Here is a 15,972-nt window from a genome sequence, read left to right as displayed (position 1 = left end):
GAAACCGTTCTCCCCGGTGCGCACCGGGCGCCCGCGCGGACATGCGCCACCAGGAGGACCGCAGGCGGGGCGCGGGTTCCCACGCCGGCTCATCCGGATGAGGGATTCCGCGCCACGGCCGGGGCCAACTCCCGCAGGCGGTACGGCGGAAGGGGCGGACGGCGGCCCCGTACGGCGGGTTGACGCGGACTGCTGACGTCCGGCGGGTGCGCGGGGCCCGGGCCCGTCGGCCACCGCGCCCGGCAACCGCCCGGCCGCCGCGCCCGACGGCCACCGCGCCGGCGCGCTCCGGATCCGGCTCCGTCGACTCCCTCACCCCGCCCCGCCCCACCCCACCCCACACCGCTCGCTCTCCCCCTCCCCCGGCACGCAAAAGGCGCGCGTCCGGTCCGGGAAGATCCCGGACCGGACGCGCGCCGGAGTGCTGCGGGGGCGGTCAGGTGCCGCCGGGCCGTGCGACCGGTCGTCGCAGGGCCGGGCGGGCGTCAGATGTGGCCGACGCCGGCACCCGCCTCGGCATTGGCGCCGCGCTTGGTGAAGAAGGCGACGAAGGCCGCGACGACGGCCACCCCGCAGGCGACCGTGAAGGCCAGGCCCATGCCGGAGACGAAGGTGTCGTGGGCGACGGAGGTGATCTTCTCGGCGAGCTGCGGCGGGGTGCCCTTGGGGACCGGCGCGTACCCGGCCGAGACCGCGTCGGACAGCTGGGACGCCTGGGCGGGCGGCGCCGGCGGAAGGCCCGCCGCATGCCACGCGCCGGGGAGCTTGTCGTCCACCCGGGAGGACATGACCGCGCCGAGCACGGCCGTGCCGAGGCTGCCGCCGACCTGCATCGCGGCCTGCTGGAGGCCGCCGGCGACACCGGAGAGCTCCAGCGGGGCGTTGCCGACGATGACCTCGGTGGCACCGACCATGACGGGCGCGAGGCCCAGGCCCAGCAGCGCGAACCAGAGGGACATCGGGCCGGTGCCGCTGTCGGTGTCCAGGCCGGACATGCCGTACATCGCGACGGCGGTGAGGACCATGCCGCCGACCAGCGGCAGGCGCGGGCCGAGCTTGGTGATCAGGGCACCGGCGAGCGGCGAGCCGACGATCATCATGCCGGTGAGCGGCAGGAGGTGCAGACCGCTGTCCACCGGGGTCATGCCGTGCACGTTCTGGAGGTAGAACGTCACGAAGAACAGGCCGCCCATGAAGGCGAAGGCCATGAGCACCATCAGGACCGTGCCGGCGGTCAGCGGCAGCGAGCGGAACATCCGCAGCGGGATGAGCGGTTCGCGGACCCTGGTCTCCAGAACGGCGAACAGGGTGAAGAGGACCACGGAGCCGATCAGGAAGCCCCAGGTCTTCATGTCGCCCCAGCCCCATTCCGACGCCTTGATCAGCGGCCAGATGAGGCAGAACATCGCGCCGGAGAGCAGCACGATGCCCGGGACGTCGAACGAGCGCGGGGCGTTCTCGGCGCGGTGGTCCTTGAGGATCACCAGGCCCAGGACCAGGGCCAGCACGCCGACCGGGACGTTGATGAAGAAGACGGACTGCCAGTTGACGTGCTCGACCAGCAGTCCGCCGACTATCGGGCCGCCGGCGGTGGAGGCGCCGATGACCATGCCCCAGATGCCGATGGCCATGTTGAGCTTCTCGGCCGGGAAGGTGGCGCGCAGCAGGCCCAGCGCGGCGGGCATGAGCAGGGCGCCGAACAGGCCCTGCAGCACGCGGAAGGTGATGACCAGCGAGACCTCGTGGGAGAACCCGATGGCACCGGAGGCGGCGGCGAAGCCGAGGATGCCGATGAGGAAGGTCTGGCGGTGGCCGAAGCGGTCACCGAGCTTGCCCGCGGTGATCAGCGAGACGGCCAGGGCGAGCATGTAGCCGTTGGTGATCCACTGGACGTCGGCCAGCGAGGCGCCGAGGTCCTGCTTGATGGCCGGGTTGGCGATGGCGACGATGGTGCCGTCGAGGGCGACCATCATGACGCCGATGGCCACGGAGAAGAGGGTCAGCCACGGATGGCCTCGCAGCCCCTTGGGGGGCTCCGGTACGGGAAGTTCCGGCGCGGCGTGGGCAACCGGGGTCTGAGAGCTCATACCGAGGAGGCTAATGTCAGCCACTGACAGTTGACAAAGCAATTCATCAGTCGGTGACTGTCACCTCGCTCACAGGTACCCTGAGCAGCGAGAACACCAGAGAAAGGCGGCGCTTGGATGGCCACCTCGACGCCGCATCCGGCACCCGCGGGCGGCCTGCGGGAACGCAAGAAGCAGCGCACCCACGACGCCCTGATCCGGGCGGCGCTGGAGCTGTTCACCGAGCAGGGGTACGAGGCGACGACCGTCGACGAGATCGCGGAGGCGGTGGACGTCTCCCAGCGGACGTTCTTCCGCTACTTCGCGAACAAGGAGGACGTCACCTTCGCCGTCCAGGGGATGGTCGAGGCCCGCTTCCTCGACGAGCTGAGGGCCCGGCCCGCGGCGGAGGCCCCGCTCACCGCCCTGCGCCACACGGTGGCGGTCGCCTGGGACGGCATCGGCACCGCCATCGCGTCGGTGATCCCGGTGGAGCTGTACATGCGCACCTACCGGATGATCGAGTCGACGCCGGCGCTGGTCGCCGTCCTGCTGCGGCGCTCCGCGGAGCTGGAGGAGCAGATGGCGCGCCTGGTCGCCCGGCGCGAGGGCCTGGACGTGGACGCCGATCCGCGGCCGCGGGTGCTGGTGGCCATGTTCAGCGGGGTGATGCGGGCCGCGGGCAAGGTCTGGAGCGTGGGCGAGGACTGCAGCGTCGACGCGATCCGCGAGTTGACCATGTCCTATCTGGATCACATCGGGCCGGCGATCGAGGGGAACTGGCGGACGCGGTGAGCGCGGCCGGCAGCGACTGGAGTCCCCCGGGCGAACACCGCGACCCCGCCCACTCCCCGTAACTGCCGTCCCGCGCTGCGCGATCGGTGGCGGTGCCCCCTGAGACCACCCCTGCACGACTGAGCACCGAAAACGGACGACGGGTGTCCGGTTTGGTCGAAATACCCACCGTGAAACGTGAGATCACTCACGGCCACCACAGGCATGCTTCCGCTTCTCCTAGGGTGGCTCGCGGTGACTTCCTTCCCGGGCCTCGGCCCCTCCTCCGGTTTCCTTCAGTCCACCGCCTTGCGCACCGCACTCGCCCTGGTGGTGGTGTTCGTGATGCTTGCGATGACCGGCTGGACCGCCGTGAGAGGCACCAAGGACGACGCCAACCCCCTGGCCACCGCCAAGGCCGCCTGGAAGCACGCCACCTTCCTGGGGCGCCCGCTGCCCGACCCCAACGGCTCGCCGTCCGCGGTCCGGGCCTTCTTCGCCCCGCTCAGCCGGGCCGAGAAGCAGCAGCTCGCCACCCGCTATCCGCTGGTCGTCGGCAATATGGGCGGCGCCCCCGCGCAGCTGCGCTACCGCGCCAACCGGATGGCCATCGACGACGCCCGCGCGGTCGAGAAACGCCGGATGGGCGACCACCGGCTCACCCCCGTCGGCCGCCAGGAGGCGGGCCGGCTGATGCACCGCCTCGAATCGCTGATGACCCCCGGCCGGCAGATCCTGGCCTTCGACCCGGCCGACGGCGGACGGGCCGCCGAGGTCTTCGGAAACCTCACGAAGGCGGACCGGGTCTCGGTCGTGGTGCCCGGCGTGGACACCAACCTGTCGACCTTCGAGCGCACCGCGCGGGCCACCGCCGCCCCCGTCGGCATGGCGCGCGCCCTCTACGGCGCCGAGCGGTCGGCCCGCCCGAGCGCCCGTACGGCCGTGATCGCCTGGGCCGACTACACCTCGCCGTCCGGCCTCGGGGTCGAGGCCGCCACCGGGCAGCTGGCCGAGGCCGGCGCGGTGCGGCTGCGCGCCCTGGTGGACGCGCTGCCGTCGGCCGACTCGGTCTCGCTGTTCTGCCACAGCTACGGCTCCGTGGTGTGCGGTGTCGCGGCCCGCACCCTGCCCTCGAACGTCAAGGACATCGCGGTGGCGGGCAGCCCGGGCATGCGGGCCGGCAGCCTCGCCGGGCTGGGCACCCGGGCCCGGGTCTGGGCGATGCGGGACTCCGACGACTGGATCCAGGACGTGCCGAACCTGGAGGTCGGCGGGCTCGGCCACGGCGCGGACCCGGTCGATCCGGCCTTCGGCGCGCGGGTCCTGTCGGCCGACGGGGCCGTCGGGCACGCCGGCTACTTCGCGCCCGGCACCCGCAGCCTGAAGAACTTCGCACTGGTCGGTGTCGGCGACACCGGCACCGTCGACTGCGCGTCCGCCGACCCGCAGTGCGCCACCGCCACGGCCTGAGCGGGCCACGGCAGCACGGACCGGCGGCCGCGGGTACGGCCCGGCGCCCGGGGACGGGCCGTACCCGCGGGAACCGCGCCCGGCGCGGGCCACGTCCATGAGGCGGGCAGGAGCGGGCGGGGTGACGCGCGTAGCTCCGGTGGCACCCTTGAGCTGTCGGGAAGGGGGACGGGCGGGCAACCGCCCGCATACGATGAGCCACATGGGTGATGTGCTGGCCGGTTTTCACGCCGTCTGGGAGTTCGACGCGGACTCCGTACTCATCCGCTTCGAACGGGGGATCCGCAGGCCGAAGCTGTTCCAGGCGCTCGGCGAGCGACGCATTCCGTACGAGGCGCTGAGCGCTGTCGAGGTGAGCGAGGGCAGACGGGGCACGGTGGTGCTGCACGCCGTGCCGCGGCAGGGCGCCGATCCGCTGATGGAGGCGGCGGACGGGCAGCTCAAGGAGGACTGCGATCCGTACCGGCTGGTGCTGCCGGCCGGGCGCGCGACCCTGGCCGAGTTCTACGCCGACGAGCTGCGCACGGTGCTCGGGCCCGATGCGAAGGAGCCCGCCGACCGCCATCTGGTGGCCGCGCCGGAGCCGCCGCTGCACTTCAAGGCCTATGACGGCAAGGCCTCCTTCGACGGCCGCTCGGTCGCCTTCCGCTGGTTCTGGACCGGCGCCTCCTCCGCGAAGTGGAAGAGCGGCGACCAGACCTTCCCCGTAGGGGAGTTGGCCGGTGTCGAGTGGCGGTCGCCGGAGATCCTCCACGGCTATCTGCGGCTGCTGGCGCGCGGTGCCCGCGACGCCGCGGCCGACGAGGCGGACCAGGATCCGGCCGCCGTGGTGTTCGGGCCGGGCTACGGCCCGGTGCACGAGTCGCTGCCGTTCGCGGCCTCGGTGCTGCAGGCCGTGCGCGCCGCCGATCCGGCGCTGGAGACGCCGGACGGCGAGCCGGTGCGCCGCCGGACCGGGGACGCCCGGCGGGATCCGGCGGACATCGCGGACCGCATCCGGCACCTCGGTGAGCTGCACGGGGCCGGTCTGCTGACCGACGACGAGTTCAGCACGAAGAAGGCCGAGCTGCTGGCGGAGCTCTAGGGCTGCCCGCCGGTCTGCCCCGCGCCCTTCCGGAGCGCGGGCTCCTCCCTGGGTACTGCCGCAAGTCCGGCCCCAGGGAGGACGCCGGGGCCGCCGCGGTCCGCTTACCGTGAGGGCGCCATGACCGAAACCCCTCCCCCACCGCCTCCCGCCTCCCCTCGCCGCTCCGCGCCCGCGCGGGCCGGGTACCGGGCGCTGCGTGCCGTACGCCAGGCGCGGCGGCTGCTCGCCGTCGAACTCGGCACCCCGACCGCGCCCGGCACCCCGCTGCTCGGCACGGTCCGCAACCTCTGGCTGCGCCGGCTGCCGTACGGCGTCGCGTTCGCGTTCGCGGTGTCCCTGCTGCCCGTGACCATCGCCGTCCTCTCCCACGACTACGACATGGCCGGCGGCATGGCCGGCGCGCTGGCCACCGCGCAGGCCGCCCCCCTGCTCCTCGCGGTGACCCGGCCGCTCCAGGCCTGGTGGGTGATCTTCGCGGCGGATCTGATCTGCGCGCAGGCGCTCTCGCTGCTCGACGGCACGGTGGGCCGCCCCTGGCCCTGGCCGCCCCCGGTGATCGTCGGCTACCTGGCGCTGATGCTGGCGCTGTCGCTGCGTGAGCGCCGCCGCACCCTGATCGCCGTGTGGCTGGCGACCGGTGCGGCCGGGGTCGTCTCCGACATCGCCGCGCCCGACGGGATCCAGAGCACCTGGGTGCTGCTGTTCGTCCTGTCCGGTGTGGTGCTGATGATGGGCGCCATACTGCGGGAACGGGGCGACGCGCAGCGGAAGTTGATCGAGCAGGAGACCATCAGCGAGGCCGAGCGGGCCCGTCGCACCCTGCTGGAGGAACGCGCCCGGATCGCCCGTGAGCTGCACGATGTCGTCGCCCACCACATGTCGGTGATCACGGTCCAGGCCGACAGCGCCCCGTACCGCATCGGCGGCCTCCCCGCGGCGGCCGCCGACGAGTTCGGGGCGATCGCGGCGAGCGCCCGTGAGTCGCTGGCCGAGATGCGCCGGCTGCTCGGGGTGCTGCGCAGCGAGGAGTCGGAGCGCCACGGCGGCCCGGAGAAGGCCCCGCAGCCCGGGATCGGGATGCTGGAGAAGCTGGTCGAGGCGACCGTACGGGCCGGCGTGCCGGTCGAGTTGGCGCTGCCCGGGGAGCCGACGGCGCTGGAGCCGGCGGTGGACCTGTCGGCGTACCGCATCGTCCAGGAGGCGCTGGCCAATGTCGTACGGCACGCGCCGGGCGCGCCGACCCGGGTGTCGCTGCGGACCACGTCGGACGGCGCCCGGCTGACCGTGCTGATCGTCAACTCCCCGCCGCCCGCGCCCGCCACGCCGTCCGCCCCGCTGGAGACCGGCGGCACCGGCCACGGCCTGGTCGGGATGCGGGAGCGGGTGCGGCTGGTGGACGGCTCGCTCGACACCGGGCCGCTGCCCGACGGCGGCTTCCGGGTCGCCGCACAGCTTCCGCTCGCGCCGCCGGCCGCCCCGGTGTCGTCCCCGCCCACGAAGGATTCCGGTGCCCTGTGACCACCCGCGTGATCATCGTCGACGACCAGGCCATGGTGCGTGCGGGCTTCGCCGCGCTGCTCGCCGCGCAGAGCGACATCGAGGTGGTAGGTGACGCGCCGGACGGTGTGCGGGGCGTGGCACTGAGCCGCCGGGCGCACCCCGATGTGGTGCTGATGGACGTCCGGATGCCGGAGATGGACGGGCTGGAGGCGGCCCGGCAGCTGCTCGCTCCGCCGCCCGGGGTCACCCACCGGCCGAAGGTGCTGATGCTGACCACCTTCGATGTCGACGACTACGTCTACGAGGCGCTGCGCGCGGGCGCGTCCGGGTTCCTGCTCAAGGACGCGCCGCCGGCCGATCTGATCTCCGCGGTCCGGGTGGTGGCGGCCGGTGAGGCGCTGCTCGCGCCGTCCGTGACCCGGCGGCTGATCGCCGACTTCGCCCGGCAGCGGCCCGCGCCCCGGGCGGACCGCACCGCGTTGCGGCTGAACGGGCTGACCCCGCGCGAGACCGAGGTCCTGGAGCTGATCGCCCGCGGGCTGTCCAACCAGGAGATCGCCGAGGCGCTGATCCTCGCGGAGCAGACCGTGAAGACCCATATCGGGCGGGTGCTGGCGAAGTTGGCGCTGCGCGACCGTGCGCAGGCCGTGATCTTCGCGTACGAGTCGGGGCTGGTCGCGCCCGGCGAGCGCTAGCGGGCGGCCTGCCCGCAATCCGTCCCTCCTCCTTCCGGACGAGGGGCGGGGCGGACCCCCTACCCCGGTATCACCCGGGAGTTGGCTCCGCGGTGTGACGCCGCGTCACCCACCCCCTTCCTACGTTTCCTCCCGTCGCACCAACGGGAGGGAGACCCACCATGTCCAGGCTGCGCAGCGCCCTGGGACGCAGCAGGCGCACGCTCGTCGGGGCCGCGCTGGCGCTGGCCGTGGCCGCCGGCACCGGCGGCTGGGCGGCCGGTACCGCGCAGACCGCGGTCACCGGCCCGCCGCCGGGCGCCGCCGCCTGGCGGGCCGACCACTCGCTCGGCCTCCGGCTGCCGGACCCGGCGACCGCGGCCCCCGCCGAGGTCGCCCGCTTCTTCGCCACGCTGACCGGGCGCCAGCAGCAGGCGCTGGCGGCCCGGCACCCGCTGACCGTCGGCAATCTCGACGGCGCCCCCCTCGCGCTGCGCTACCGGGCCAACTCCCTGGCCCTGCGCGCGGAACGGGACGACCGGCTGGCCCGCGCCACCGACCCGGCCGGCACCCTCCAGGACCACCGGCAGGCGCGGGCCGCGGCCCGCCGCTACACCGCGCTGCTCGCGCCCGGGCGCCGGATCCTGGCCTTCGACCCGCGCGGCCGGGGCCAGGTCGCCGAGGTCCACGGCGATCTGGCCGCCGCCGCGCACACCGCGGTGATCGTGCCGGGCTCGGACATCGATCTGGCGTCCTTCGACCGGGCGCGGGACCCCTACGGCACCCCCTCCGGGATGGCCCGGTCGCTGCGCGCCGAGCTGGCCGCCGAGGCGCCTGGAACCCCTACGGCGGTCATCGCCTGGGCGGGGTACACCACGCCGGTCGGGCTCGGTCCGGACGCCGCGACCGGGCGGCTCGCCGAGGCCGGGGCGCCGCGGCTGGCCCGTCTGCTGTCGGGCCTGGCCGCGGTCGGCGCCCGGCCCCCGGCGGTGCTGTGCCACAGCTACGGCTCGGTGGTCTGCGGGCTGGCCGTGCCGCGGCTGGGCGGTGGCGGCCTCGCCGATCTGATCGTTCTCGGCTCCCCCGGTATGCGCCGGGACAGCGTGGCGGAGCTGCACACCCGGGCCCGGGTGTGGGCCGGGCGGGACGCCTCCGACTGGATCGGGAACCTCCCGCACGTCGAACTGCTCGGACTGGGCCACGGCACCGACCCCACCGATCCCGCCTTCGGCGCCCGCCGGCTGCCCGCCGTCCGGGCAAAGGGCCACACCGGCTACCTCGCCCCCGGCACGGACTCACTGCGGAACGTCGCCTCCGTCGTCCTGGGCCGCTACGGCGCGGTGCGCTGACGCCGCCCCCTCGCTCGCTTCAACGCCCCCTTGCCCACTTCAACGCGCCCTCATCGCAAGGCCGTTCAGGCACGGCACCCACACCGCACACCCGCCGCCCCGAGGACCCGACGCCCCGGCGACGCCGCGACACCACAGACATCACGAAGCCAGACGCCAGACGCCACGACGGAAGAACCCAAGGACGCTCATGGACACCGCCTTCCTCGTCCCCCACCGACTCGTCCCGCTCCGATCCGCCGCCCGGCGCACGGTCCGCAGGATCGAGGAGCGCACGCCCGCGGACCGCGACCGTGCGATCGACGGTCTGCGCGCGCTGGCGCTGCTCGCCGTGCCGACCGGCCACTGGCTGCTGGGCGGCTTCACCCTGGACGCCGGGGGCGCCCTGCACAACGCCAGCCCGCTGAGCACCTTCGGCGCGCTCGCACCCGCCAGCTGGGTGCTCCAGATGCTCGGCATCTTCTTCCTGGTCGGCGGCCGGGCGTCGGTGCTCTCCTACCGGCGCGCCCTGGCGCGCGGCACCGGCACCGGCGCCTGGCTGAGCGGCCGGCTCCTGCGGCTGGGCCGCCCGGTCGTCGGGGTGACCGCCGTATGGGCGGCGCTGGTACTGCTCCTGTCCGGGCTGGGGGTGCCGGAGGCGACGCTGCGGACCGGGGCGACGCTGGTGATCCAGCCGCTGTGGTTCGTCGCGGTGTACGCGGGGACGACCGCGCTGACGCCGTACTGCGTGCGGGCGGCGCGGCGGATGGGCGGCTGGGCGGCGGCACCGCTGGCGGCGGCGGTGGCCGTGGTGGACTTCCTGCGCTACGGGCCGTTCGCCGATGCCGTGCCGTCCTGGCTGAGTCTGCTCAACCTCCTGCCCGGCTGGCTGTTCGCCTATCAGCTCGGGGTCTGCTGGGGTGAGCGGCGGCTCGAGCGGCGCGCCGCCCGGTGGCTGCTGCTCGGCGGCGCCGCGCTGTTCGCCGCGCTGCTGCTGTGCTTCGGCTACCCGGCGAGCATGGTGGGCGTCCCCGGGGTGGCCCGTACGAACTCCCACCCGCCGTCGCTGCTGGTCCTGGCGCTGGCCGCCGCCCAGTCGGGCGCCGCGGTACTGCTGCGGGACCGGCTCGCCCGGCTGCTGCGCCGGCCCGCCCTGTGGGCGCCCGTGGTGGTCGTCAACCTCTCCGCGATGACGATCCTGTGCTGGCACCAGACGGCGATGCTGGCGGCGGCGGTGCCCGCGTCCTTCCTGGGGCCGGTGCCCGGGCTGACCACGGCGCCCGACACCGTCGGCTGGCTGCTCGCCCGGCTCGCCTGGCTGCCGGTGTTCGCCGCCGTACTGCTCCTGATCGCCCGCACCACCCGCCGCTTCGAGGCCCCCTGGACCGGTGTCACGCGCGCCCGCCGGGCCGCGGCGGCCCTCCTGGCGGCCGGGTTCGCGGCCTTCGCGCTGGGACTCGCCTGAGCCGCCGCGCCCCGGCCGGGGCCGGAGACCCGCTCCGGCCCCGCGGTCCGGCTACTCCCGGACCGCCGAGGTGTGCGACATGTCCGCGTAGCGCGCCCCCGCGACCTTCCCGGCGATCGGCTCCAGCAGCGCCAGCTCCTCCCCGGTCAGCCGGATCGCGGTCGCCGCGGCGTTCTCCTCGACGCGGCTGCGCTTACGGGTGCCGGGGATCGGTACGACGGCCAGACCGTGCGCCGCGGCCTGATGCTGCACCCAGGCCAGGGCGATCTGGCCGGGTGTGGCGCCGTGCGCCCGGGCGATGTCGCGGACCGGCTCCAGCAGCGCGGCGTTGGCGGCCGCGTTGTCGCCGGTGAAACGGGGCTGGGTGCGGCGGAAGTCGTCCGTGGTCAGCTCCTTGTCGGCGCTGACGAACGCGCCGGTGAGGAAGCCCCGGCCGAGCGGGGAGTAGGGGACGAGGGCGACGCCGAGTTCGGCGGCGGCCGGCACCGCGCTCTGCTCCACGTCCCGGCTGAACAGCGACCACTCGGACTGCAGCGCCGTGATCGGGTGCACGGCGTGTGCCGCGCGCAGCTCGGCGCCGGTCACCTCGCTCAGCCCCAGGTGCTTGACCTTGCCCGCGGCCACCAGCTCGGCCATCGCGCCGACCGACTCCTCGATCAGGACATCGGGGTTGCGCCGGTGCATGTAATACAGGTCGATCGCGTCCACGCCCAGGCGCCGCAGGCTGCCCTCGACGGCCTCGCGGATGTAGGCCGGGTCGTTGCGGATGACGCGCTTCGCCGGGTCCTCGGGGTCGGCGGAGATGGCGAACTTGGTGGCGAGCACGACCTCGTCGCGGTGCGCCCGCAGGAACGGGGCGAGGAACTTCTCGTTCTCCCCCATTCCGTACATGTCGGCGGTGTCGTAGAGCGTGACGCCCAGCTCCAGGGCCCGCTCCAGCGTGACCCGCGCCTCGTCCGCGTCCGTCGGGCCGTAGGCGAAGCTCATGCCCATGCAGCCCAGGCCCTGCACCCCGACCCGGGGACCGCCGGTGCCCAGCTCGACCGTTTCGATCTTCTTGCCGCTCATAGGGACCTCAGCACCTCTCGGACGCCCGCCGGGCGTCGCCGTAAATGTCGATCTTGTAGTCGAGGACGTCCAGCGTTCCCCGCAGCTCGGCGATCCGCTGCCGTACGTCTTCGCGGTGCGCGGTCAGCAGCTGCTCCCGCGCGGCGAAGGTGCTCTCCCCGGCCCGCACCAGCTCGGCGTAGCGGACCATGTCCGCCACCGGCATCGCGGTCAGCCGCAGCTTGGCCACCAGGTCCAGCCAGTCCAGATCGCGGTTGCTGAAGCGCCGCTGCCCGGTGTGGGTGCGGTCCACGTGCGGCATCAGGCCGATCCGCTCGTACCAGCGCAGGGTGTGTGCGCTGAGGCCGGTGTGCTCCGCGACCTCGCTGATCGTGTAGCGGTCGCGGCCGGTGGGCCGCGGGTGCGGCGGCGGGTTGTGGCAGCCCCGCGCCGTCGCCGGCCGCCGGCCGGCCGTGCTGGCGCCACTCGTGACCGGTGCGCTCTGCGTGACCGTCATGCCGCGTCTCCCCTGCTCGCCGGATGTCCCCCGGCCTCTCGCCGGGTGCCTCTCGACGTCTTCAACGCTAGAGACTTCGAGTGCACTCCAGGCAAGAGCGATCTTGACCGGGATTTGGGACGGCGCGGGCGGACGGCGGGCGGACGGCGGGGCCGTGCGGGCACCCCCTAGGCTCGTGGGCATGCAGAGCCTGCGGATGATCGAGAACTGGCCGGTGCCCACCGCTGCGGCCGCCGTCGTGCGAGCCGACGGCTCGGTGGCCGGCGCCTGGGGCCCCCTGGAGCAGCGCTTCCCGCTGGCGTCCGTGACCAAGCCACTGGCCGCGTACGCCGCGCTGGTGGCCGTCGAGGAGGGCGCGGTCGAGCTGGACGAGGCGGCCGGGCCCCCGGGCTCGACGGTGCGTCATCTGCTCGCCCACACCTCGGGCCTGGCCTTCGACGAGCCGCGCAGCCTGTCCGAACCGGGCACCCGCCGCCTCTACTCCAACGCCGGTTTCGAGGCGCTGGGGGATCACATAGCCAAGGCGACCGACATCCCCTTCGCGCAGTATCTGCACGAGGCGGTGCTCGCGCCGCTCGGCATGTCCGCGACCGACCTGGCCGGCTCGCCCGCCAAGGACGCCGTCTCCACGGTCGCCGACCTGGTCCATTTCGCCGCCGAGCTCCAGTCGCCGCGGCTGCTCGCACCGGAGACGCTCACGGCGGCGACCCAGGTGGTCTTCCCCGGGCTGACGGGTGTGCTGCCGGGCTTCGGCCACCAGAAGCCCAACGACTGGGGGCTGGGCTTCGAGATCCGCGACGGCAAGTCGCCGCACTGGACCGGCGCCACGTCCTCCTCGCGCACCTTCGGGCACTTCGGGCAGTCCGGGACGTTCCTGTGGGTGGACCCCGACGCCCGCGCGGCCTGTATCGCGCTGACCGACCGGGCCTTCGGGCCGTGGGCGGCGGAGGTGTGGCCGCAGCTGACCGACGCGGTGCTGGCCGAGCTGGCCCGGCCGGCCTGACCCGCACCCGGGCGCGGGCCGGGGCGGCGCCTGACGCGGGCGGCGCCGCGGCCTCACCCGCGCCCCGGCTCCGCCCCCATCTCCCACACCAGGCACTCCGCGCCCGCGCCCGCCAGCCCCTTCAGCTCCAGCCCCGCACCGCCGGTGATCCGCGCCGCGTCCCCGGCCCCGAGGTCCTGGGACCCGAGCCGGACGGCGCCGCGCACCACGTGCACATAGGCCCGTGCGGCGTCCGGGACGGCGGTGCGCTCACCGTCGGCGAGGCGGCGCAGATGCAGCAGCGCACCGGCCCGCGGCACCGCGTACGGGGTGCCGTCGGCGATGCCGCGCACCACCTCGTACGCGGGCTCACCGCCGAATTCGAGCGGCGCCAGCCACATCTGGACGAAGCGCAGCTGCCCGTCGCCGTGGTTGCGCTCCGCGTGCCGGACGCCGTCGGCCGCGCTGAGCCGCTGGAGATCCCCCGGACGCACGGTGGTCTCGTGGCCGGCCGAGTCGCGGTGGGTCAGCTCGCCCTCCACCACCCAGGTCACGATCTCCATCTCGCGGTGCGGATGCTCGTCGAAGCCGGCGCCCGGCGCCAGCCGCTCCTCGTTGCAGGCGATCAGCGCCCCGAAGCGCAGATTGTCCGGGTCGAAGTGGGCGCCGAAGGAGAACGCGTGCCGTGACTCGATCCCCGCCTCCGGCTCGCCGCCGCGATAGCGTTCCTCGGCCCTGCGCACCTGAATCATGGGCCCACCGTAGCCCCGCCCCCGCACCTCCTCGCCCCGATAGTGCAGGCTTGTCCCGTGTCTGAACCCGCATCGCGCGACGCGCACCCGCACTCGGCGACCCTCCGGCGTCTGGAGAATTCGTCCGGCACGCTGGCGGCCGCCGCCATCGCCCGCATGGACGCCACCCTGCCGTGGTACCGCGCGATGCCCCCGGAGAACCGTTCCTGGATCGGGCTGGTGGCGCAGGCCGGCATCGCCGCGTTCACCGAGTGGTTCCGGCATCCGGAGACCCCGCAGGCGATCAGTACCGACGTCTTCGGCACGGCGCCGCGCGAGCTGACCCGGGCGATCACCCTGCGGCAGACCGTGGAGATGGTCCGCACCACGATCGAGGTCATGGAGTCCGCGATCGACGAGGTCGCGGCGCCGGGCGACGAGAACGTGCTGCGCGAGGCGCTGCTGGTCTACGCCCGGGAGATCGCCTTCGCCACCGCCCAGGTCTACGCCCAGGCCGCCGAGGCCCGCGGCGCCTGGGACGCCCGGCTGGAGTCGCTGGTGGTCAACGCGGTGCTGTCGGGCGAGGCCGACGAGGGCGCCGTCTCGCGCGCCGCGGCGCTGGGCTGGAACTCCCCCGAGCACGTGTGCGTGGTGCTGGGCACCGCCCCCGACGGGGACAGCGAACTGACCGTGGAGGCCATCCGGCGGGCCGCCCGGCACGCCAAGCTCCAGGTGCTGACCGGGGTGCTGGGCTCGCGCCTGGTGGTGATCGCGGGCGGCTCGGACAATCCGCTGAAGGCCGCGAAGGCGCTGATCGGCCCGTATGCGGCCGGTCCCGTGGTGGCCGGTCCGGTGGTCTCCGACCTGCTGGCCGCGACCCGCTCGGCGCAGGCCGCGGCGGCCGGGCTGCGGGCGTGTGCCGCCTGGCCGGACGCGCCGCGGCCGGTGCTCGCGGACGATCTGCTGCCGGAGCGCGCGATGGCCTCGGACCCGGTCGCGCGCGACCAGCTGGTGGAGGAGATCTACAGACCGCTGGAGGAAGCGGGCTCGGCGCTGCTGGAGACGCTGAGCGTCTATCTGGAGCAGGCGAGCAGTCTGGAGGGGGCGGCCCGGATGCTCTTCGTGCACCCCAACACCGTGCGCTATCGGCTTCGACGTGTGACCGACGTCACCGGCTGGTCACCCTCCGATGTGCGCTCGGCGTTCACCCTCCGTATCGCGTTGATTCTGGGGCGCCTGGCTGACGGTGAGGCGCAACTCTAGACTTTTGTCGGACACCAACAATTACCCCGATGGTTCTTCGTCCTTGTCCCCACGGGCGGGCGGAACCACCCACAAGAGAGAGTGTGAGGGTGCTCGTACTCGTCGCTCCCGGCCAAGGCGCTCAGACGCCCGGCTTCCTGACTCCCTGGCTCGACCTCCCCGGTGTCGAGGACCGGCTCCGTGCCTGGTCGGACGCCATCGACCTGGACCTGGTCCACTACGGCACGAAGGCCGACGAGGAGGAGATCCGCGACACCGCGGTGGCGCAGCCGCTGCTGGTGGCGTCCGCCCTCCTCTCCACCCGGCAGCTCTTCGCGACGACCGACGCGGTCGCCGCCGAGGTCGGCGCGGTCGCCGGCCACAGCGTCGGTGAACTCGCCGCCGCGGCGCTGGCCGGCACCCTCACCGACGAGACCGCGATGGCGCTGGTGCGCCGGCGCGGCCAGGCGATGGCCGAGGCCGCCGCCGTCACCGAGACCGGCATGGCCGCGCTCCTCGGCGGCGACGAGGCCGTCGTGCTCCCGCATCTGGAGCAGCTGGGCCTGACCGCGGCCAACGTGAACGGCGCGGGCCAGATCGTGGCCGCGGGCACCGCCGAGCAGATCGCCGCCCTGGTCGAGAACAAGCCGGAGGGCACTCGCCGGGTCGTACCGCTGAAGGTGGCCGGCGCGTTCCATACTCACCACATGGCACCTGCCGTCTCGGCCCTGGAATCCGCGACCGCCCAGCTGGCGGTCGCCGATCCGCGCACCCGTTACGTCTCGAACAAGGACGGGCAGGCGGTCTCCTCGGGCCAGGAGCTGGTGCGGCGGCTGGTGGGCCAGGTGGCCAACCCCGTGCGCTGGGACCGGTGCATGGAGACCTTCAAGGAGCTGGGCGTGACCACGCTCATCGAAGCGGCTCCCGGTGGCACTCTCACCGGCCTGGCCAAGCGCGCACTGCCCGGCGTGCGGACCCTCGCCCTCAAGACGCCCGACGACCTCGACGCGGCACGCACGCTGATCACCGAAACGACGTCAGCCGCAGCCGCGGCGGGCTCCGCACCGGCCGAATAGGAGTCCGAAGCGC

General features: G+C 74.1%; 14 protein-coding genes. 10 read left to right on the top strand and 4 right to left on the bottom strand.

The window, feature by feature from the left end; genetic code table 11:
* Window positions 1–485: 485 nt before the first annotated feature.
* A complete protein-coding gene (locus IEY78_RS11370) occupies window positions 486–2,087 on the bottom strand; it encodes an MFS transporter (RefSeq protein WP_189097537.1) in 1,602 nt (533 codons plus the stop codon).
* A 117-nt stretch (window positions 2,088–2,204) separates the two neighbouring features.
* Here IEY78_RS11370 and IEY78_RS11365 point away from each other — a divergent pair, with 117 nt between their 5' ends.
* From IEY78_RS11365 to IEY78_RS11335, 7 genes are all read left to right on the top strand, one after another.
* Complete coding sequence (locus IEY78_RS11365; RefSeq protein WP_189097536.1) at window positions 2,205–2,861, top strand: TetR family transcriptional regulator; 657 nt, start codon at window positions 2,205–2,207, stop codon at window positions 2,859–2,861.
* Between the two features lie 234 nt (window positions 2,862–3,095).
* Window positions 3,096–4,310, top strand: a complete 1,215-nt coding sequence (locus IEY78_RS11360) for an alpha/beta hydrolase (protein WP_189097535.1) — start codon at window positions 3,096–3,098, stop codon at window positions 4,308–4,310.
* 202 nt (window positions 4,311–4,512) lie between these two features.
* The gene (locus tag IEY78_RS11355; RefSeq protein WP_189097534.1) at window positions 4,513–5,394 is read left to right on the top strand and encodes a DUF4429 domain-containing protein; all 882 of its coding nucleotides are present in this window, start codon (window positions 4,513–4,515) and stop codon (window positions 5,392–5,394) included.
* A 120-nt stretch (window positions 5,395–5,514) separates the two neighbouring features.
* Window positions 5,515–6,915: a sensor histidine kinase gene (locus tag IEY78_RS11350; protein WP_189097533.1), complete on the top strand. Its 1,401-nt coding sequence runs from the start codon at window positions 5,515–5,517 to the stop codon at window positions 6,913–6,915.
* Window positions 6,912–7,592, top strand: a complete 681-nt coding sequence (locus IEY78_RS11345; protein ID WP_189097532.1) for a response regulator — start codon at window positions 6,912–6,914, stop codon at window positions 7,590–7,592. Before IEY78_RS11350 ends, IEY78_RS11345 begins: the two co-directional genes overlap by 4 nt.
* A 161-nt stretch (window positions 7,593–7,753) precedes the next feature.
* Complete coding sequence (locus IEY78_RS11340) at window positions 7,754–8,920, top strand: alpha/beta hydrolase (RefSeq protein WP_189097531.1); 1,167 nt, start codon at window positions 7,754–7,756, stop codon at window positions 8,918–8,920.
* Window positions 8,921–9,110: 190 nt separating this feature from the next.
* Entirely contained in the window at window positions 9,111–10,364 is a 1,254-nt protein-coding gene (locus IEY78_RS11335; RefSeq protein ID WP_189097530.1) for an acyltransferase family protein, read from the top strand.
* A gap of 51 nt (window positions 10,365–10,415) precedes the next feature.
* Here the strand turns inward: IEY78_RS11335 and IEY78_RS11330 are convergent, their stop codons facing one another.
* Window positions 10,416–11,432, bottom strand: a complete 1,017-nt coding sequence (locus tag IEY78_RS11330) for an aldo/keto reductase (protein ID WP_189097529.1) — start codon at window positions 11,430–11,432, stop codon at window positions 10,416–10,418.
* A 7-nt stretch (window positions 11,433–11,439) separates the two neighbouring features.
* Window positions 11,440–11,928, bottom strand: a complete 489-nt coding sequence (locus IEY78_RS11325; RefSeq protein WP_189097528.1) for a MerR family transcriptional regulator — start codon at window positions 11,926–11,928, stop codon at window positions 11,440–11,442.
* Window positions 11,929–12,109: 181 nt separating this feature from the next.
* Between IEY78_RS11325 and IEY78_RS11320 the strand changes: the two genes are divergently transcribed.
* Window positions 12,110–12,931: a serine hydrolase domain-containing protein gene (locus IEY78_RS11320; RefSeq protein ID WP_189097527.1), complete on the top strand. Its 822-nt coding sequence runs from the start codon at window positions 12,110–12,112 to the stop codon at window positions 12,929–12,931.
* A 53-nt stretch (window positions 12,932–12,984) separates the two neighbouring features.
* Here IEY78_RS11320 and IEY78_RS11315 read toward each other — a convergent pair whose 3' ends face one another.
* Window positions 12,985–13,662, bottom strand: a complete 678-nt coding sequence (locus IEY78_RS11315) for a pirin family protein (protein ID WP_189097526.1) — start codon at window positions 13,660–13,662, stop codon at window positions 12,985–12,987.
* A gap of 57 nt (window positions 13,663–13,719) precedes the next feature.
* On the opposite strand from IEY78_RS11315, the gene IEY78_RS11310 reads away from it, so the two are divergent.
* Both IEY78_RS11310 and IEY78_RS11305 read left to right on the top strand, forming a co-directional pair.
* Window positions 13,720–14,904 carry a PucR family transcriptional regulator gene (locus tag IEY78_RS11310; protein ID WP_189097525.1) on the top strand — a complete coding sequence of 395 codons (1,185 nt, stop codon included), beginning with the start codon at window positions 13,720–13,722 and terminating at the stop codon, window positions 14,902–14,904.
* An 89-nt stretch (window positions 14,905–14,993) separates the two neighbouring features.
* Complete coding sequence (locus tag IEY78_RS11305) at window positions 14,994–15,959, top strand: ACP S-malonyltransferase (protein WP_189097524.1); 966 nt, start codon at window positions 14,994–14,996, stop codon at window positions 15,957–15,959.
* The last annotated feature ends 13 nt before the right edge of the window (window positions 15,960–15,972 follow it).

Origin of the sequence: Streptomyces kronopolitis (assembly GCF_014646275.1) — a bacterium.
In the GTDB taxonomy this organism is placed as follows: domain Bacteria; phylum Actinomycetota; class Actinomycetes; order Streptomycetales; family Streptomycetaceae; genus Streptomyces; species Streptomyces kronopolitis.
The sequence above is the reverse complement of the archived record's forward strand: the minus strand, read 5'-3'. Positions and strand labels throughout refer to the sequence as shown.